This window comes from Candidatus Nitrotoga sp. M5, assembly GCF_927904885.1.
GTDB lineage: Bacteria > Pseudomonadota > Gammaproteobacteria > Burkholderiales > Gallionellaceae > Nitrotoga.
The window spans coordinates 1-18,922 of sequence record NZ_CAKMNW010000006.1 but is presented as its reverse complement, the minus strand read 5'-3'; the positions used below and the strand labels follow the sequence as shown (position 1 = coordinate 18,922).

Annotated in this window: 17 protein-coding genes and 1 tRNA gene; 2 read left to right on the top strand and 16 right to left on the bottom strand. The window is 47.6% G+C overall.

Annotated elements, in window-relative coordinates; translation table 11 throughout:
- The first annotated feature begins 73 nt into the window (after nt 1-73).
- Entirely contained in the window at nt 74-1,006 is a 933-nt protein-coding gene (locus MJ770_RS02360) for a DNA ligase (RefSeq protein ID WP_239250004.1), read from the top strand.
- A 56-nt stretch (nt 1,007-1,062) separates the two neighbouring features.
- Here MJ770_RS02360 and MJ770_RS02355 read toward each other — a convergent pair whose 3' ends face one another.
- The 4 genes from MJ770_RS02355 to argS all read right to left on the bottom strand — a co-directional run bounded on the left by MJ770_RS02355 (nt 1,063) and on the right by argS (nt 5,222).
- On the bottom strand, nt 1,063-1,830 hold the full coding sequence (locus MJ770_RS02355; RefSeq protein WP_239250003.1) for an SDR family oxidoreductase: 768 nt from the start codon (nt 1,828-1,830) through the stop codon (nt 1,063-1,065).
- Nucleotides 1,830-2,456: a thiol:disulfide interchange protein DsbA/DsbL gene (locus MJ770_RS02350; RefSeq protein ID WP_239250002.1), complete on the bottom strand. Its 627-nt coding sequence runs from the start codon at nt 2,454-2,456 to the stop codon at nt 1,830-1,832. The genes MJ770_RS02355 and MJ770_RS02350 overlap by 1 nt, the downstream gene beginning before the upstream one ends.
- 326 nt (nt 2,457-2,782) lie before the next feature.
- The gene (locus MJ770_RS02345; RefSeq protein ID WP_239250001.1) at nt 2,783-3,421 is read right to left on the bottom strand and encodes an SPOR domain-containing protein; all 639 of its coding nucleotides are present in this window, start codon (nt 3,419-3,421) and stop codon (nt 2,783-2,785) included.
- A 124-nt stretch (nt 3,422-3,545) separates the two neighbouring features.
- Nucleotides 3,546-5,222 carry an arginine--tRNA ligase gene (gene argS / locus MJ770_RS02340; protein WP_239250000.1) on the bottom strand — a complete coding sequence of 559 codons (1,677 nt, stop codon included), beginning with the start codon at nt 5,220-5,222 and terminating at the stop codon, nt 3,546-3,548.
- Between the two features lie 344 nt (nt 5,223-5,566).
- On the opposite strand from argS, the gene MJ770_RS02335 reads away from it, so the two are divergent.
- Nucleotides 5,567-6,796 carry an NnrS family protein gene (locus MJ770_RS02335; protein ID WP_239249999.1) on the top strand — a complete coding sequence of 410 codons (1,230 nt, stop codon included), beginning with the start codon at nt 5,567-5,569 and terminating at the stop codon, nt 6,794-6,796.
- Nucleotides 6,797-6,960: 164 nt separating this feature from the next.
- Here MJ770_RS02335 and MJ770_RS02330 read toward each other — a convergent pair whose 3' ends face one another.
- The 12 genes from MJ770_RS02330 to dnaN form a co-directional block, all read right to left on the bottom strand.
- On the bottom strand, nt 6,961-7,506 hold the full coding sequence (locus tag MJ770_RS02330) for a hypothetical protein (RefSeq protein ID WP_239249998.1): 546 nt from the start codon (nt 7,504-7,506) through the stop codon (nt 6,961-6,963).
- A gap of 25 nt (nt 7,507-7,531) precedes the next feature.
- On the bottom strand, nt 7,532-7,690 hold the full coding sequence (locus MJ770_RS02325) for a virulence RhuM family protein (protein WP_239249997.1): 159 nt from the start codon (nt 7,688-7,690) through the stop codon (nt 7,532-7,534).
- 245 nt (nt 7,691-7,935) lie between these two features.
- Nucleotides 7,936-10,641 carry a DEAD/DEAH box helicase gene (locus MJ770_RS02320; RefSeq protein ID WP_239249996.1) on the bottom strand — a complete coding sequence of 902 codons (2,706 nt, stop codon included), beginning with the start codon at nt 10,639-10,641 and terminating at the stop codon, nt 7,936-7,938.
- On the bottom strand, nt 10,638-10,946 hold the full coding sequence (locus tag MJ770_RS02315) for a type II toxin-antitoxin system RelE/ParE family toxin (protein WP_239249995.1): 309 nt from the start codon (nt 10,944-10,946) through the stop codon (nt 10,638-10,640). Before MJ770_RS02315 ends, MJ770_RS02320 begins: the two co-directional genes overlap by 4 nt.
- Nucleotides 10,946-11,152 (bottom strand): addiction module protein, encoded by a 207-nt coding sequence (locus tag MJ770_RS02310; protein WP_239249994.1) that lies wholly within the window; start codon nt 11,150-11,152, stop codon nt 10,946-10,948. The genes MJ770_RS02315 and MJ770_RS02310 overlap by 1 nt, the downstream gene beginning before the upstream one ends.
- Before the next feature lie 21 nt (nt 11,153-11,173).
- Nucleotides 11,174-11,296 carry a hypothetical protein gene (locus MJ770_RS15365; RefSeq protein WP_256448785.1) on the bottom strand — a complete coding sequence of 41 codons (123 nt, stop codon included), beginning with the start codon at nt 11,294-11,296 and terminating at the stop codon, nt 11,174-11,176.
- On the bottom strand, nt 11,297-12,985 hold the full coding sequence (locus MJ770_RS02305) for a site-specific DNA-methyltransferase (RefSeq protein ID WP_239249993.1): 1,689 nt from the start codon (nt 12,983-12,985) through the stop codon (nt 11,297-11,299).
- Nucleotides 12,986-12,998: 13 nt separating this feature from the next.
- On the bottom strand, nt 12,999-13,232 hold the full coding sequence (locus MJ770_RS02300) for a helix-turn-helix domain-containing protein (protein WP_239249992.1): 234 nt from the start codon (nt 13,230-13,232) through the stop codon (nt 12,999-13,001).
- 348 nt (nt 13,233-13,580) lie between these two features.
- A tRNA-Met gene (locus tag MJ770_RS02295) sits at nt 13,581-13,657 on the bottom strand.
- Nucleotides 13,658-13,773: 116 nt separating this feature from the next.
- Nucleotides 13,774-14,424, bottom strand: coding sequence for a hypothetical protein (locus tag MJ770_RS02290; protein WP_239249991.1), 651 nt, complete (start codon nt 14,422-14,424; stop codon nt 13,774-13,776).
- A gap of 631 nt (nt 14,425-15,055) precedes the next feature.
- Entirely contained in the window at nt 15,056-17,437 is a 2,382-nt protein-coding gene (gene gyrB / locus MJ770_RS02285; RefSeq protein WP_239249990.1) for a DNA topoisomerase (ATP-hydrolyzing) subunit B, read from the bottom strand.
- Between the two features lie 210 nt (nt 17,438-17,647).
- On the bottom strand, nt 17,648-18,754 hold the full coding sequence (gene dnaN / locus MJ770_RS02280; RefSeq protein ID WP_239249989.1) for a DNA polymerase III subunit beta: 1,107 nt from the start codon (nt 18,752-18,754) through the stop codon (nt 17,648-17,650).
- Nucleotides 18,755-18,922: the final 168 nt, after the last annotated feature.

Sequence of the window (18,922 nt, the reverse complement as noted above, 5' to 3'; positions counted from 1 at the left end):
CACCAATTTGTTCTGCGAGTAAATTGTTAGCTTCAATACTGCAATCGCACGTGCTCCCGTGCTAAGGTCTCCCATGGAAAAAATCTGTTTGCTGAAATTCATGCACCGCTGGTCAGGAATCAAGCTTCCCTGCTGGATGCAGTTGTGTACTTTATCGCTAGCGCTTGCTTTTTTTTGCTTGCCTGTAAGAGCAGCGGAGCTTGCGCCACCTCACGTGATGCTGGCAAATGTTCTTCGAAGCGAGGTCACGCTAACAGATTATTGGGTTAGTGAAAAATTTGATGGCATGCGCGGTTACTGGGATGGTGTGAAACTATTGACGCGTAGCGGCAAGCATATCGAGACCCCGGAATGGTTCACCGCTGGCTGGCCGAACATTCCTCTCGATGGGGAGTTATGGGTTGGCCACGGCCAGTTTTCCCGTGCAATTTCTACCGTCAGAAAAAAAATTCCGGACGAAGCTCAGTGGCGCATGCTGCGCTTCATGGTGTTCGATCTGCCGGCACATCCAGGTAGTTATTCGGAACGCAATGCGGCACTACAGCCTGTCATCACAGAAATCGGTCAACCCTGGGTGCACCACGTTGAACAGTTTAAAGTGGCCGACCATGCCGCGTTGAGAACAATGCTTAAGCGGGTGATCAAACAAGGTGGTGAAGGCCTGATGCTGCATCGTGGTGGTTCACTTTACCAAGCAGTTCGCAGCGACGACTTATTAAAATTAAAACCCTATGAAGATGCTGAAGCCAAGGTAGTAGCGCACTTGCCGGGTAAAGGTAAGTATGCAAACGTATTAGGTGCACTGGAAGTGGAAACGGCCGATGGAATGCGCTTTCGACTGGGTTCAGGTCTATCTGATGCCGATAGGAACCATCCGCCCCAGTTGGGTAAATGGGTAACTTACCGTTATAACGGACTATATAAAAAAACCGGTATCCCACGATTTGCGCGCTTTATACGAGTACGGGAAGATATGACTTTTTCAGAACAGGCAGTGAAACCTTGAAAAGCATGTACTGCATTCAAATCAAGGGTACCTTAAATCCAAATTATAAATTAAAGTTATAACGTCTTACGCGGCTTGCGTGGAGCCTGTGAAAATGCAAAATCATATAACCAGTTAGGCAGCAGCTTAAGCATGCGTCCTATCAACCCCATCTGCCATGGCACTACTGCAAATGACTTGCCAGATGCAATCGCTCGTGCGATACGGCGCGCGGCTTCGGCGGCAGGCAAAATAAAAGGCATGGGGTACGGATTGATGGCAGTCATCGGCGTTTTAATGTAGCCAGGACAGATAGTAATTGCACGCACCCCACTATCACGCAACTCGACACGTAAACTTTCCATATAAGTGATCAGCGCCGCCTTGGATGCAGAATAAGCACTCGCCCCCGGCAAACCTCGAAATCCTGCCACACTAGCGATACCAACCAGCACGCCATGCCCAACCTCACGCATAGGCACAAGAAACGGCTGAAAAGTTTTCATTACACCCATGATATTGACATCCATAATCTGCTGGAAAATATCAATGTCCTCGGCATATTCAGTAAGCGTGCCAGCACTAATACCAGCATTAGCAATCACGATATCCGGCGCCCCCATGTGCGCGATGAAGCTCTGCGCAGCCGCTTGCACGGCAGCCGAGTCACGCACATCCAATGGATAACAATACACCTGTTGTGGAAACTGCTCAGAGAGACTTTGCAGGCAATCAGCGCGACGGGCAAACACCCCAACTATCGCGCCTTGCTTAAGATAATGGTGAGCCAGCGCCAGACCCAAGCCGCTGGATGCGCCGCTGATAACGACGCGTTGTGCGGCCACTAATCTTTGACCACACGTTCTTTGCGAGCTTTGTCGACAATAGCGTTCAACACTGTAATGCTTTTATCTGGTCCCAGGCCGCTAATCAGATATTTCCCGTCCACCGTCAGCGACGGTGTGCCGCGAATACCATAGATCTTCGCCAATTGTTTGCTGCGTGTTATCTTGCTTTGTATGGTGAAAGAATTATAGGCATCGCTGAATTTCTTGCGATCTACGCCACGCTGGCCAACAAAGTCTACAATCTTGGCTTTGTCGCTGAGGTCAATGTTGTTCACATTCCAAGCATTGAACAGGTCATCATGTAGCTGCTTTTCCTGTCCCAGCAATTCCAACGTGTAATAAGTGCGTGCCATCGGCTCCCACGATTTATTGAAAATGGTCGGCACATAGATCAGCTCGACATCCTTGGCCATCTTTTTTTCCCACGCAGTTATCGCTGGGTGCAAGTCGTAACAATGTGAGCAACCGTAGAAGAAAAATTCCAACACTTCAATTTTACTACCTGCATGCGACGGTTGTGCCGTATGGAGCACTTTGTAATCCTTACCAACTACAGGCTCAGCAAAAACCGGGTTAACACATAAAAAAGCCAGGACCACAAAAATCTGTTTAATGAATCTCATATCTATCTCCATACAAAGTTTAAGACTGTAAATAAACATATACCATATAGCGACGTTATACACACATTACTATTTGTTTATGATGCATATTTTTTATTCGGGTATATGAAACGCGACACTACTTTTCCACAATACTGCCTGACAACCAAAATTTAATACAGTTTCATACATACAAATAATGTGCGTTCAGACTAATAGCTAAATTATTTTAGAGCACCTCTATAAATTCAAATTGCTAAACAAGACAAGGCGAGAGTAAAAAATTTGAATGCGGCATACGGTTGATAAGTAAGCGATACTTTTATCCAGCAAACATACGTTTTCGCCTATTGCGCAAGCATTGGAGTAGCACTCACCCCATTTCGTTTCAACGCGCCTAATGCAATATTCATTTCCTCTCTGCCCCTATAAGGACCAACGTGCACGCGATGCCACACCCCTCTATCAGGAATGATCGCGATTTGCACACTGGCTTCTATGCCGAGCATAGCCAACTTGGCTTTTAATCTATCGGCATCATCCGCATTGGAAAATGAACCCGCCTGTAAAAAATAAATATCTTTGGCAGTTGCATCACCCGCAGGCTTGGCAGTGGCAGGCTTATCCTCGTTCGTTACTGTATTTTCACGTTTTTTTTTAATATCTACCGTTGTATCTTGTTTGTCGGTTAACACCTCGTAAAATTCAAAACGTGGCTTGCCGTTATCCTCTTCTGATACAGCCGCCGAAGATGTGGGTGTTTGAGCAGTTTTTGGAGTGGTTTTTGGAAACCGATTCTCAGAGTCCGGTGCAAGCTTAGCTGTTTCATTTGACACGTTATTTACGAACGAGCCGGGCGTTTTTAAAATATACCAGGCCACTCCACCAGCAATGATCAGACCCACTACCACTCCGATCAAAATGCCAGTCAGCAACAGACTGCCTTGACGCGGCGTAGCAGATCGAGTGTTACTATTTTTACTCATATAACCAATCTTTAAAAAGTTTCATATCGTTCTCGCAAAGTTCGTTGAACAACCCATATAGAATCGGTAACTTCACATTTAATTACAACCTTGTTAACTTTCATCTCAGTGAAAGAAAGCCAACCTACATTTTTTCCGGCGCGGAAACACCCAACAGCACTAAGCCGTTGCGCATTACCTGCGCCACCGCAGCAATCAACGCCAACCGTGCCTGCTTAACGCCTTCCTCCTCAACCAGAAAGCGTGAAGCATTATAATAGCTGTGAAAATCAGCGGCCAAATCTTTCAAATAGAATGCGATCAGGTGCGGTGCCAAATCTTCCGCAGCGTTTTCGATTACTTGCGGGTAGTCAATCAGACGTTGCAACAAGGCGCGCTCGTAGTCACTCTCCAGAACACTTACATCGGCTTGGCTAAGCGCCGCAGCATCGCCGCCCCACTGGCCCAACACGCTACAGATACGCGCATGTGCATACTGAATATAATACACAGGGTTTTCATTGCTCTGCGATTTTGCCAGATCAATGTCGAACACCAGTTGAGTATCGGGATGGCGCGCCGCCAGGAAAAAGCGCGTCGCATCGCAGCCCACTTCATCAATCAAGTCACGCAGAGTGACGTAACTGCCCGCGCGCTTGGATATTTTCACCTCTTCGCCATTGCGCAGTACAGTCACCATCTGGTGCAGCACATAATCCGGCCAACCTGGCGGAATGCCAACATCCAAAGCTTGCAGTCCCGCGCGCACGCGTGTGATAGTGCTGTGATGATCTGCACCCTGTTCGTTAATGACGCGGGTAAAGCCGCGTCGCCATTTATCCAGGTGATAAGCGACATCCGGTACAAAATAAGTGAAATTGCCATCGCTCTTGCGCATTACACGGTCTTTGTCATCACCAAAATCTGTCGTGCGCAGCCATAGTGCATTATCCTGCTCATACGTGTGGCCGCTGGCAATAAGCTTGCTGACAGCCTCCTCCACTTTACCGTCGGTGTAGAGTGCAGACTCCAGCGAATGCACATCGAAATTTACGCCAAAGGCGCGCAAATCGAGATCTTGTTCACTGCGCAGATAAGCGACCGCAAAATGGCGGATGGCAGTGGCATCATTCACATCACCAGATGCACGCTCATGTTGATCGTCGGCCTCCACTGCTTCTTGCGCCAAATACGCACGGGCGACATCAGTGATGTAATCGCCGCGATAACCATTTTCAGGCCACGATGGATCGTCAGGTGTCACACCCTTGCAGCGTAATTGTACTGATAGCGTGAGATTGTCGATCTGCGCACCAGCATCGTTATAGTAAAACTCTCGCGTTACATTCCAACCTGCCGCCTGCAACACGCGGCACAAACAATCACCCACCGCTGCACCGCGTCCATGTCCTACATGCAGCGGCCCCGTTGGATTGGCAGATACAAACTCCACCTGTAACTTACGACCCGCACCCAGATGAATATGACCGTAGCTCGCTCCTGCCTGCAGCACGCTACGCACCACATTCTGTTTGGCTGCAGTAGTAATGAACACATTAATGAAACCCGCTCCCGCAATCTCCACCTTTTCCACCACTTGAGATGCAGGCAAGGCCGCGATCAAAGCTTGCGCGATATCACGTGGTGATTTGCGCAATGGCTTAGCCAGCTGCATCGCCAGATTACAAGCGTAATCACCATGCTGCACCTGTTTGGGACGCTCGATGAGGATATTGGTCTGTGTCGCTTCAGGTGCAACAACGTGCATAGCCTGCGCAAACAATTCGGAGAGATGGGATTTGAAATTCAAGACAGCAAGCATTACACAACTCATTCACAATAAGCGTGAATTATAGCACTTGATGGGGCTTATCCATTGGCAGGAACAACTGCCCAGTACTTCTATTAATCTAATTATTAAACCAGCTGGTTCCAATTTCAAATTATTTCGAGTCAGTGGAATGGTTCATCCATCCCCAGTGACGTTGGGTTTCATTTCATTCAACTTAACCTATCGAGCTGCACCTGCTGGGTTTGATGAGCCGCACCGAGTAGAATATCGGCACGCATAAAACGTTCGAAAGACAGTACTAAAATGCACAGCAATAAACTCAGCTAACGTCCTGTTATGCTCCACTATTGAGCACCGATAAACGACACGAACTTATGATACTTTCAAAACAGTGGCATATCTTTAGTGCCGCACCTCACCGCGTCATGTTCTTTGGTGGCGCACTGCAAGCTGTCGCCGTAATGGTGTGGCTGTTGACTGAGTTGCTGACAAGCTATGGTGTGCTCTGGCACCCCCTGGCTTGGGCAATTGCACCGAATGCCGCACACGCATGGTTAATGATGTACGGTTTGTTTCCGTTTTTTATGTTCGGCTTTCTGATGACGACCTATCCACGCTGGATGAAAGGTAGCGACATTCCACGACATCGATATATGCCCGCCTTTTTGCTGCTCATACTAGGGACTGTCAGTTTCTATCTCGGACTATTTTTTAGCCATACCCTATTGATAATTGCCATCGTCAGCACGCTATCGGGATGGCTACTGGCACTGTATGCACTGTTGCGCGTATTGCTTGACACGACACACCAAAACAAACGTCACCCGCAACTCATTTTCGTCGCACTGAGCCTGGGTTGGTGCAGCCTCGTTGCCTATCTAGTCTGGTTATTGAGTGGTAACGCAGCATGGTTGCATCTCTCTATTCAAGGCGGATTGTGGCTATTTTTGTTACCGGTATTTTCCAGTGTTGCGCATCGCATGATTCCATTTTTCACCGCCAGTGCGCTGACGCATAACTATATCCCGAGCCCGCATTGGGCTTGGTGGATCATCTTGGCGGCCAGCGCGGGCCATGGCCTGCTACAAATCAATAATGCATCTGCCTGGCTTTGGCTATGCGACGCGCCACTGGCTATCGTAGCGCTCTATTTAACGCACAGCTGGGGATTACGCCGCAGCTTGAAATTCCCGCTGTTGGGCATATTGCACATCGGTTTTGCCTGGATCGGAATCGCCATGCTGCTGTTTGCCGTGCAAAGTTTTGTACTATTCATCAGCAATGGCGAAACTTTTATCTGGAGACTTGCGCCCTTGCATGCATTGACCATAGGCTGCTTCTCCACTTTACTGATCGGCATGGCCACACGCGTCACACTCGGTCATTCTGGGCTGCCGATGAACGTGGGTAAACCGATCAATTTAATGTTTATCGGAATACAGCTTGTTGCCATACTGCGCGTGCTGGCGGACATATTGCCCATACAAACTGGACACTGGCTGTATGTCGCTGCTGGAGCAGTCTGGCTGGCGTGTTTTGGGTCTTGGGCGGTGCGCTATTTTCCTGTCTACTGGCGACCACGCACCGATGGTCGGCCTGGTTGAGCAGTACCAACAACATATCACTCAAACGTGTATAAAAAATTGCATTTTCTTATCACGTCATAATGAATATGGTTAAAAAATTGGGTTTTCTATACACATTGCTGATCATCCAAGAGCGCGATCAGCCGGGTGTTTTACCTTGCAGCGCGGCCAATAGATCGCGTTCAGTCATCAACCCCATAATCACTAAGCAAATCGTCCATATCATCACCCACGCCATAGCCGAAGTTATGGCAGGTGCGGCACACAGTATCCAGCCTGTCCCATAACGGCTGGCGCTGCACATCGGCCAAACTGGCAATGGTTTTTAAGGCCTGTTCGAACATCCGCACCAGCGCATCGAAGTAGCCTTCATCCTGCAGACCGACATCATTGCTAAACCCTGCTGCACGCTCGCAATAAAACACCATCAGTTCGGCCAGACCTTCCGCTTGACCGATGGCGCGTCTGTAATCGGCGATAGGCTTTTTTGCTTTGGCGACAGAGGTGTCCTGATTCCTGGACAAATCGGGCCACAGCCAGCGGTCTATGATGACCTTGTAAGGCTTGAGCACATCGTCGCCCAAACTGAGGCGGGTGTGCAAGAAGATTTGGTTATCCTTGTTGGCTGCGTACAGGTCTTGCAGCAGACCAAGCAAGCCAGCGCGATCGAAATCGTTCAGTCTGGTTTTTACGTTACTCCACGTCGGGGTAGATTTCTTTGTGGTCATTCCCTCTTTGTCCTTAGTTAACCAGTTAGCGCTCGGAAGGGCGGATTTCCCGAATGTGCTGCAACTGCTCTTCAAAATACAGCTTGGTGTTGTGGCTTTTGCCGTCAGCGGCAGTTATTCGAAAATTTAAAAGAACTGAATCTTCTTCCAGCTCACTGTCGGCAAACACTTTTTCAATATGCACGGCAACTAGCGGTAGTGCTTCCAGCTCAATTCGAGGCGCAGTGCATCACATATTGAAATTTTATGCCAAACAAGTGTTTATAACGCAAGTTGGAAGCATAAAATATCCTACCAAGCTCCCTTATCAGCACGTTGGCCAATTGCGGTAGTAAGCGTCTGTCATAGGCAGCCCTTTGCTGTCGGCCTTACAGAATTAACTCACGCAGCGCCGTCAAAAGGGTTGCGGATCAACTTTTTCGCCATCGCTCACGTCAGATACTCCTCAATCCAGTCCCAGCGCTTATCCTTGACCATCACAAATCGACAGCGCCCCTCGGAAAGACTGGCCCACAGACCGCCAATCAAGCGGTCATCCTCGGCTGATAACCAGCGGTCGGCACCCTTGTATTCGACGGTGAGAATCGGTCCGGGCTTGTCACCTGTTCCGGGAAGCTGGCACAGAAAGTCCGGGTAGAAACGCCCATCAGCCTTTTGCAGGAAAAACGAACTGCCTTCGCGCCGCACCAGGTTGCGCACCCAGAACTGAATGCGGCCCTGCTGCGCCTGAATATCCAGCCAACAAGCACACTCGAATTCCTCCTTGCTGTCGAAATCGCCAATGCGCCCGTAAAAGTGCTTCCTGAAATCGAAGTGGCCGAAGCGGCCGTCATAGTCGCGGCTGGGCGCATAACCATGCGGGTGAAAATCGAAAGCATAGATATCACTCACCGCGACGCGGGTTGCAGCATCGTCACCGAACAGCGTTTGCTGGAATGCCTTGCCCACTGCCTGTTTGCGCAAGTCGCGGATGCGCACCTCAAGGCGATTACGGATCAAGAACTTTTGCAGGTTAGCGCGCGCCAGCGTGATATCGTTTCGGCGCATCAGATCAGTCAGCCACGCGGCGACGAAAGCCTGCTTGCTCGCGTGAGTGAGGGATTGCTCCGGTAGGTTGCGGCATAACCAGGTAGCGAGGTGAATTTCGTCCCAGTTTTCGGGTTTGTACACCAGCCCCAAATCCCGTTGCAGATCGGGCAAGAAGCGCGAAATAACACGGCCAGAGACGTCATCTACATCAATCTCGCCCCCTTCCGAAACCTTAAAGCCCGCACCAAGTACAGAGAGGTCATCGGCCGTTGGCGCAGCATCGTAAGGCGAAAGATCCCACGGGTACTCCAGGACCTCTGGGTCATCGAACAAAGCAAGCTCACCCTGAATGCGCAACGCGAGTTGCGGAACGCAGAAGCGTTCACCCAGTTCGGCAGGTGTCTGGAAAAACTCGATGGCGGTGGTGCGACTGACTTCAGCGGCTTCAATAATAGCCGCCGCCGCTGTTTCTGACGTGACTGATGCCTTGAGTGTTTCGGCCTCGTCCTCGGTCAGCGGCGTGCTGATGGTCAGCGTATTCATCTTGCCATCCCAACTCACTTTGTCGCGGATCGGCTTGGGCATACTCTTGAGATCGGGTTTCTCGGACAAGGTAATCGCCACCGGCCGAACGACTACGCGTCCGGCGTGCCCTTCCAGATCCAGCCGCGATTGTTCGGCCTTGGCCGCTGTCACGAACTCGGCCACCTCGCGCCGCTCGAAACCTGCACCAGCCACCAATCGGTCACGCAAGGCACTGGCGGTTTCTGCAAAGTTGCGCGAAACGACGAAAGCGTAGGACTGATTCAACGCCCGCGCTTGGGCGTGCTTAGCGCCAGGTTGCCGCAACACGCGACCGAGCAACTGCTCTACCGCCGTGGCCGAATGCAGCGAAGCCATGCTGACCAGAATATAGGCAAATGGACAGTCCCAGCCTTCGGCCAGTGCCCTCTGCGTAATGACAAACTTTACTGGGCAGGTCGGGTCGGCAATGCCCAGCTTGTAGTCCGCATCAATCTGTTCCAGCCCTTTTTCCTCGGTGGTGGCCACGATGATCTCGCTTGTGGGAATGCCGTGGTTGGTAATCAGCTCGTTGCGTACACGATCGAAATCCAGCGACTCGATGCCCGCTCGGCGCGGCTCCGACTGAATCAGCACCAACGGCCGCAAGTAGGCGGCACCCGCCCGACGTTCGTCGTCTGCCAGCTTGTGCAGGGCATCGCGTCGGCCGATGGCGTCGGCCAAACACTGTTGCCAGTTCGGCTCCGTTTCGAGCACCACCGGCAGTTTGATCATTTCTTCCGCCTTCAACTCGGCGGCCGATACGCTGTGCAGTACATTGCTGGGTGTGCGTTTCAAATCGGGCGTGGCGGTCAGCTCCATCACCCCGCTGGGGCGGAAGCGCGCCAGCATGTCGAAGGCCAGTTCAGTCCGGTTATTATGCGCTTCGTCAACGACCACTAATGGCCGACGCAGACGCAGCACATTGGCCAGCGAATAAGGCGTGATTCGGTCCGAGCCTTCGCCTTCGGTCAACAGTTCGCCGCGCTGCGTGGGCGAGAGATTGTCGAAGTGGTGCATCAGCGCGCCGCTGGACTGGTATACCTTGCGGCACTCTTCCTCTTCCACCTGAAACGCCTGCCGCGTGGCCACGATGATTGTAGTCGAGGTATCCAACGTGGCGCGTGTCACGCTCTTGGCTTCTTCCAGATCCAGTACGGTGATTGACCCGGCTTCGCGCAACGCGATGTAATAAGGATGCTGGCGATTGCGCAAAGCGCGCAGTGTCTGCTCGCGAATCGGCTTCGATGGTACCAGCCACAGAATGACGCTGTGTTCGCAGCGCAGTAGATGCGTGTTGGCAAGCTGAACGCTCTTCGCCGCCAGCCAGGTCTTGCCGCCGCCGGTGGGCACGCGCAAGCAGAAATACGGCATATCGGGCGGGAAGCCCGATAACGGGTTGTACGTATTGCCACGGCCCCACAGGCGCTCCGTAGTCGCGGTAAAGGCAATCGACGGGGACGGCAGTTCGTGGCAGGCCTTGAAGTAGGCTTCCACACTATCAAGCACTTGTGACTGGTAAGTTTTGGGGGTAAAGCTCGTCACGATGGTTCCCGATCGATCCAGTAATCCGGTGCGCGGTGCATGTGGGCCACAGCAATGATGAAAAAACAATCCGGCTCAACCGAATACAGCAGCTTGTATGGAAATCGGCTCAAAATCATGCGCCGAATATCCCCACGCTCGACCGGTGCCGCTAACGGCCAGTGGCGCATGCGCAGCAAGGCCTGGCGTACTTCCGTTCGAAAACGTGCGCCTAAACCGGGAACCTGCCTTTCGTAATACGCTTCGCCGTCCTCGAACTCCGCCTTGGCCTGCGGGGAAAAATCGATGCGCATCACCTCGCGCATTACAATTCGCCGACCACGTCGCTGGCCGGAATACCCTGTATTAGGCCCGTACGATAGGCTGCTAGTCGTCGCTCCGCCTCCTCAATCCAGACGCGGTCTAGTTCCGGATCCGGACGGTCGAGACTATGCAAAAGCTCGTCAATCAGCTTAAAGCGTTCGGCAGGGTCAAGCTTCATAGCCGAATCAACCAGTGTCTTTGTACCCATTTGTGCACCCCCTTTTATCAATCAACTCCAGATTATTACTGCCCGCAGTTGCCAACAAACTACGCGCTCATCGGCCAGCCACACCTGTGCATTCCACGAACCACGCAAATCTTTGTCACGGCAAAGCTTAAAAGAGTTCTTCACTCACACCTCCAGCGCATAAGGGGTTTGCTTGAAGGTGATGCCTTCACGCGTAGCGCGGCCGCCCATGCGGTTGGCAGCGGCATAAATTACTTTCGGGCCTACGAACTGCGGCAACACGTCGAACACCGGCCCGGTGAGTACATTGCCACCGGCGATGGATTTGTCTTTAAGGATGCCGTTGTAGAGCAGGTAAATGCCGCGTCCTTCATGCACACCTAGAAGTGGCGACACAATCTCCCTCTGCCCCCTCGCAAGCTCACCCCCTTTTTCAAAGGGGAAAGCCTTTTGCGCTTCACCATCCATCCCCCACTGTGAAAAAGGGGGGCTAGCGGGGATTTGAAACCCCGTCCCGGTTTCCGCAAACCAGACGAATTCGGCCAATTGGGCAAAGGTGACATCGGAGCGAATCTGTCCCTCGGCAGTGAATAGGGGCTCGGCAGACAGGCTACAGAACTGGAAGCCACCGCCAAGTCCTTCTACAGTTTGACCCTTTGCGTTGGCATATCCCTGCGAAACGCGACGTACGCGCTCGCTGGTTACGTTTTTGGCGATACCTTCATCTATTTCCACGAGGATGAAGCGGCGGCAGCCACTGTCTTCGATATTTTGTTTGAGCACTGCATGGCCAGAGGTGCCCGAACCGGCGAAGGAATCGAGTATCAGGGAATCTTTGTCAGTAGCTATTTGGAGAATGCGTTGGATGAGACGAGTAGGTTTAGGGGTCGCAAAACCCGCATCCCCAAAGAATATTTCGTGTAGTTCCTTTTTTGCCTCATCTGAGTGGCCTGCTTCTTCGTGAGGCCACCAACTATTTGGAACTATCTGTGGTGCGTCTTTTAGAAACAACTTGAAAGATGGAACGCCATCCTGATTCTTCCCAAAATAGGCCATACCTTGATCAACAATTTCATTCCACTGGTCTTCTGTTCGAGACCAGCACCTGCCCTTTGGGGGGTATCGAACGGTTCCTTTGGGCGTTGTTATCGGATATGAAAGGTTTTCACGAATATTTGGAGCATCCCAAGGAATTGCTCGCCATGGCCCGCGAAAGTCGTTGTCTGGATTCTTATATTGTTTCTCTTGAGTAAGGCTTCGAGGTAGGCGATTTCGCTTTGATCGCCATAAATCCACATTCAGCGCGTAAATGACAATGTGATTGTGGGATAGGGAAATGCTTGCATCACTGGAGCGTGAATAGCGTGATTGCCATGCTATTTGAGTGACAAAGCACTGATTTCCAAAAATCTCATCCATCAACAGCCTCAGCGTCGCCACCTCGTTGTCATCTATGGAGATAAAAATTGCCCCGTCATCCCGCAGGAATTGCTTCAACATCACAAGGCGTGGATACATCATGCATAACCAGCGATCATGCCGATCCAACGTCTCGCCTTCCTTGCCGACCACCTCGCCCAGCCAGCGGCGGATTTCCGGGCTGTTGACGTTGTCGTTGTAGACCCAGCCCTCGTTGCCGGTGTTGTAAGGCGGATCAATGTAGATGCACTTCACTTGACCGGCATAGCGCGGCAGCAGAGCTTTGAGTGCGTGCAGGTTGTCGCCCTGCACGATAAGATTGCCGCTATCAGCAGAGCCGCAGGAGAGTTCCGGCACGGGTTCCAGCAGACGAAACGGCACTTCCTTGTGGTGTTTGACGACAGCTTCTTTGCCGATCCAGTTCAATGTTGGCATTCAGGCCATATCCTTAGTTATTTGACGATGGCGTTTGACCATTGCTGTGCTTTTCTTCATCCGCGCCGCCCGCGCGCACCCACTCATCAACCTCGGACAATTGGAATTTCCACAGGCGGCCAACTTTATGCGCAGGCAGGCCCTTGCGCTCACGCCAGCGGTAGACGGTGTCTTTCACGACGCCCAAGTGCTGGGCGACTTGTTCGGCTGTGACCCACGGTTCGGTGTTAATGGCATTGGCACTCAAATGTTGACCTTCATAGTCGTCTTAAATCGTTTGAAGTCTAACAGGACAGCGATTTTGTGGCCATGGAAAATACCTGATATGCGCACTATATGCTTGTGATAAATTGTCTTACGCGTAGCTCAGCGCGTAACTTGTTGGTTGAACCTGGCCGAGCAGGTTCAATTCGAGGCCGTAGCGAGGCGATCTGTGGGCTAGCTGATATCAATATGGCAGAGCCAAACCCGCGGAAAACTCTGCTTTCGGTGGCTTTGATGAAGGTGTTACCCACATCAACACCTGCTATAACTTCGCGTACTGTGGAAATTCATGCAAAAAAAAGGGCTCAGAAATTATCTGAGCCCTTTAAGTTGGTGGTGATAGGTGGAGTTGAACCACCGACCTCAGCGTTATGAGTGCTGCGCTCTAACCATCTGAGCTATATCACCTGGAGTCTTATCGTCGCTTTAGCAAAGCAGCCTTCAATTGCAACGAAGAGCGCGGCATTTTCCATATTTAACCGCCTCTTGTCAATCGTGCTGGTACTCGCACACTATGCTTATGTCTAATCACAAGCCACCATATGCACCGCACTACCGGCAAACTTATTTTGCAACGTTACCATTTTTTCAATTACTTCTTCGTTTGGAGATTTCAACACAAATACAGTTAGCTTAAACTTGCTCATAAGCTCTCCCATCTCAGCAGTTTTAACGCCTTTAGCCTTAATGCTACCTAACGCTCTACGCGCTGATTTTTCTGACTTGAATATACCTAACGAAATAGCTTTTTCCCATTTTCCGGCGTCCTGTACGGCAAAGTAGTTATCCACTTTAAGCTTTTTGAGTTCTGCGATGTTGTTATTCATTTTCGCACGGGTTTCAGCGGGCGGTATATACACCCAGTATCCAACCATATACTCAGATTGTTTCTGCGTCAGCTTGTCGGTCAGGTTCAATGTAGCCAAAGCTGCTGCTGCACGCTCGCTGTCAGTACCGGAAAACTCTCCCCACTCCAGGCAAACATCGGTGAATGCTATCTGATCCTGCAATGTTGCTGTTTTGGCGGGCTGTGCAGGCAACAACTGGATCTTATCTACGTTCAGTGGCAATTGATGTTTCAGACTTTTATTTTCACCGGTCAACATTTCGCCCCATTGAATAAATGAAAAAAATATCAGATTAACCAGTAACAATATCCAGAGCAGCCACTTCATTCTTAACCTCATAATTGTCTTTATTCTTCAGTAACTACTCGCCCTCGATTTCTCCAGCCAAAGCCATTTGGATAGCTATCAAGGGATTTCTCCCCTGTAAGTTATTATTTTCAGGTAACTTAAATACGTCATAGCAGTCAGGCATTTCCCTTCAGAATAGTGACAAGGGGTTGTTTGACCCTCTGCAAACATCCTTAAGGCTTGTGAATTCGGCGCGATAATGACTCAACCAAACTGACAATAAGTTGCCATACGTAGCTTCTAACCAGCCTTGCTGTAGCAAAGTTTAAAGAAGGAAAGAGTTGCGAGTTTTGTACACTAAAAACATGCGAACTACTGTTGAAGGGCGCCTCTAAAAACTTAATCTTCATCACAACACTACGTCACTCTAAAAATATTTTCACTTACATATCAAATATATGCTGCGTTCAATTTTTTTATCGCGCCTTGCCTTGCATAGCAACGGGGTAAGCGGGCAAGCTGCGAAACTGCTGCTCGAAAATTGAATTTTTAGAGGTGCCCCTGAAAAATATTTCAGGGGCGAGTATTACGATCAAAGAATATATAAGCTTGGTTGAATTTATAAATTTATTAAGATTCCCTTCAATTTTTTTGGCAACCGACTGAAATGCTATACATCAAGATTCTTAACTCCTAAAGCATTCTGTTCAATGAAAGCACGCCGAGGCTCCACTATATCTCCCATTAAAGTTGTAAAAGTTTCGTCTGCTGCAATCATGTCTTCAATTTGAACGCGCAATAAAATACGATTTTTTACATCCATGGTAGTTTCCCACAGCTGTTCTGGATTCATTTCTCCCAACCCTTTATAGCGCTGAATGCTGACTCCACGTTTAGCCTCTTCCAGTAACCATTCAATGGCCTGTTTGAAATCAGCTATGGGTTTACGCTGTTCCCCTCGCTTGATGTAGGCGCCTTTGCCAAACAATCCATCCAAGGCGAGTGCTGTTTGTTTAATTTGAGTGTAATCCCCGCTATGTAAAAAGCTCGGCTCGATATAGCTTACAGAATAATTACCATGAAAATGTTTTTCCAAACGTAAACGATTTTCATCATTGTCTGGATTAATATCTGCTTTCACAACAATTTCTGTACCACAAACTCGCTGCAAACTTATCGCACTTTGTTCTGCATGCTCTGCACTATCCAATTGAATGTCTGGTCGCTTAAGCATGGCATGCAGGACTTCCTTCGCGATAACCTGGGATAAGCGATCTATTATGGCTTCCGCAAGGAAATATCCTTTTGCCAGATTCTCGAGTGTTTCAACTCCCAATGCTGGTGAATCTTTATCAGTATGAAGTTCAGCATTAACAAGGGCTGAGCTAAGCATAAATGATTTCATTTCAGTATCATCTTTTAAATAACGTTCCTCTTTGCCTTGTTTAACTTTATATAGCGGCGGTTGTGCAATATAAACATGACCGCGCTCAACTAATTCTGGCATTTGACGGTATAAGAACGTTAATAACAAGGTACGTATATGTGATCCATCTACGTCAGCGTCTGTCATTATGATGATGCGGTGATAACGCAATTTGTCCGGGTTGTATTCATCTCGGCCAATACCAGTACCTAAAACTGTGATCAATGTAGCAATTTCTTGTGATGAAATAATTTTTTCAAAACGCGCTCTTTCAACATTTAAAATTTTACCTTTAAGCGGTAAAATAGCTTGAAACTTACGATCGCGTCCTTGTTTGGCCGAGCCTCCGGCAGAATCACCCTCAACCAAATACAATTCCGATTGCGCTGGGTCTTTTTCTTGACAGTCAGCTAACTTACCAGGTAATCCCATACCATCCAGCACCCCTTTACGACGTGTAAATTCGCGAGCTTTACGAGCAGCTTCCCTGGCATGCGCCGCTTCAACAATTTTTCCAACAATTACTTTGGCATCATTAGGATTCTCTAGCAGAAATGCCATTAATTGCTGGCTAACCAATTCTTCAACAACAGGGCGGATTTCTGAAGAAACTAACTTATCTTTGGTTTGCGAAGAAAATTTTGGGTCGGGGAGTTTTACAGAAAGAATCGCTGTTAATCCTTCACGCATATCGTCGCCAGTTGTTTCAACTTTGGCTTTTTTAGCAATTTCTTCAGTCTCGATGTATTGATTCAATGTCCTGGTCATTGCCGTACGCATAGCAGTCAAATGAGTACCGCCATCTCGCTGTGGAATATTATTAGTAAAGCACTGTACCGCTTCTTGGTAGGAATCATTCCATTGCATTGCAATTTCGGCTGTTATGCCTTCTCTTTCAACCAGCGTATAAAAGACATTTTTATGAATTACACTTTTGTTTCTATTCATGTATTCAACAAAACCTTTTACTCCACCCGTGAATGCAAAAAGTTCTTCTTTTCCATTCCGTTTGTCTATCAATGAAACTTTTACGCCATCATTTAAAAAAGAAAGCTCACGTAGGCGTTTAGCCAAAATATCAAAATGAAATTCGACAAGCCCGAAAACCTCTTTACTTGGTAGAAAATGCAACTCTGAGCCGCGTTTGTTTGTCTCGCCTATTACTTTAAGTGGCGCAACTGGTTCTCCCATACGAAATTCAATGAAATGAGTTTTATTGTCTCTGTGTATTGTTAATTGTAACCATTCGGACAATGCGTTCACTACTGAAACTCCGACCCCATGTAAGCCACCTGAAACCTTATAAGAGTTCCCATCAAACTTACCACCGGCATGTAAAACTGTCATTATTACTTCTGCTGCAGAACGATTTTCTTCTTCATGGATATCTGTCGGGATACCTCGTCCATTATCAGCCACACTAATCGAATTATCTGGGTGAATAATTACTGATATTTCGTTGCAAAAACCTGCTAATGCTTCATCCACCGCATTATCAACTGCCTCAAAGACCATGTGGTGCAATCCACTGCCATCGTTAGTGTCACCAATATACATACCTGGACGTTTTCTAACTGCTTCCAGTCCTTTGAGAACTTTAATACTAGTGGAGTTATATTCATTCATTATTTATTTTCTTTCATTTGTTTCACGTGAAACATTAAGAATGCATGTGAAATATTACTTACCTTAAATGGTATTTTGAAATGTGTTAAGTAGGTAGCACTAAGGAAATTAAATATGTAGATCATTTATAATAATTTTTTAATTATTATCGATCTAAAGTATCTACACGTTATCTTTAACATTTTTCTTGAGCTATTTAACTAAAATTTATTAAATACGCATTGGCATCACAACATACTTAAAATCTTCATTTCCAGGAATTGTGATCAAAATACTACTGTTTGCATCACCAAAGGAGAATATTACTGTTTGCGTAGCAGCATTATTTAATCCATCTATTAAATAATTGACGTTAAAACCGACATCAAGTGCAGGTCCCTGATAGTCAATCTCCATATCTTCCTGTGCTTCTTCTTGCTCGCTGTTATTACTTATAATGCGCAAATTATTTTCTGAAAGAACAATACGTACTCCCCTGAATTGTTCATTCGATAAAATTGCTGCGCGTTGTAATGACTGTAATACTTCAATTCTATTTAACGTAATTTCATTAGTGTAATTAGGAATAACACGTTCATAATCTGGAAATTTCCCATCAATCACCTTAGAAACTAAAATAATATCGGAGAACGTCATACGAACTTGATTTTCAGCTAATTCAAATATAATTTTTTCATCTGTCTCTGCTAAAAGTTTAATTAGTTCATTAACAGTTTTTCTGGGCAGGATAATTTCCGATTTAGGATATTCCTGGTCAAGCTTAGTCACAACATAAGCAAGACGATGTCCATCTGTTGCTATTAATTTTAAAAAACCTCCATCTACAACCAGTAAAACCCCCTTCAAATAGTAACGAATATCTTGCTGTGCCATGGCATATTGGACCATAGCAAATAATTTTTTTAGTTTACCCTGTTCAATTTGAATACTTATAGCTTGTTCTAAATTTTCCAAAACTTTAGGAAAATCTTGAGCAGGTAACGTTTGTAAAGTAAATTTACTTTTATTTACTTTTACTAAAAGGCGGCTCTCATTAATATCTAATGTAACTTTACTTCCTTCAGGTACAACCTTGAGGATATCGTGTAATTTTTTAGCAGCTACAGTAATTGCTGTATCAGGGCTTGTTTGATATTCATCGGTAAACTGAGTTGAAATTTGAATTTCAAGGTCAGTAGCAATAAACCGTATATTGGACTCTGTTTTTTCAATTAGTACATTAGCCAGAATTGGGGAAGCTTGTTTACGGTCAACGATGCCAATTATTTTTTGAAGCGGATTTAATAAATTATCTTTTTCAATCTTTTCTATAAACATTCTTATATATCCTTAATAACAATAATAATAGATATTACATATAGTGAATAACTTAATATTTATATTTGTTTATAACATATTAGAGTGTCTAAAAAGATGTGGATAAATGCTGTTTTTGACAACATAATTTTTGTGTATAGTTTTATAAAAATTAATATTTAGTGCAGT

Bases quoted from the DNA above. Each gene is read 5' to 3' on its own strand.
- MJ770_RS02360 (WP_239250004.1), top strand. From the start codon at position 74: ATGGAAAAAATCTGTTTGCTGAAATTCATGCACCGCTGGTCAGGAATC.
- MJ770_RS02350 (WP_239250002.1), bottom strand. From the start codon at position 2,456: ATGAGATTCATTAAACAGATTTTTGTGGTCCTGGCTTTTTTATGTGTT.
- MJ770_RS02345 (WP_239250001.1), bottom strand. From the start codon at position 3,421: ATGAGTAAAAATAGTAACACTCGATCTGCTACGCCGCGTCAAGGCAGT.
- argS (WP_239250000.1), bottom strand. From the start codon at position 5,222: ATGCTTGCTGTCTTGAATTTCAAATCCCATCTCTCCGAATTGTTTGCG.
- MJ770_RS02335 (WP_239249999.1), top strand. From the start codon at position 5,567: ATGATACTTTCAAAACAGTGGCATATCTTTAGTGCCGCACCTCACCGC.
- MJ770_RS02330 (WP_239249998.1), bottom strand. From the start codon at position 7,506: ATGACCACAAAGAAATCTACCCCGACGTGGAGTAACGTAAAAACCAGA.
- MJ770_RS02315 (WP_239249995.1), bottom strand. From the start codon at position 10,946: ATGCGCGAGGTGATGCGCATCGATTTTTCCCCGCAGGCCAAGGCGGAG.
- MJ770_RS02310 (WP_239249994.1), bottom strand. From the start codon at position 11,152: ATGGGTACAAAGACACTGGTTGATTCGGCTATGAAGCTTGACCCTGCC.
- MJ770_RS02305 (WP_239249993.1), bottom strand. From the start codon at position 12,985: ATGCCAACATTGAACTGGATCGGCAAAGAAGCTGTCGTCAAACACCAC.
- MJ770_RS02290 (WP_239249991.1), bottom strand. From the start codon at position 14,424: ATGAAGTGGCTGCTCTGGATATTGTTACTGGTTAATCTGATATTTTTT.
- gyrB (WP_239249990.1), bottom strand. From the start codon at position 17,437: ATGAATGAATATAACTCCACTAGTATTAAAGTTCTCAAAGGACTGGAA.
- dnaN (WP_239249989.1), bottom strand. From the start codon at position 18,754: ATGTTTATAGAAAAGATTGAAAAAGATAATTTATTAAATCCGCTTCAA.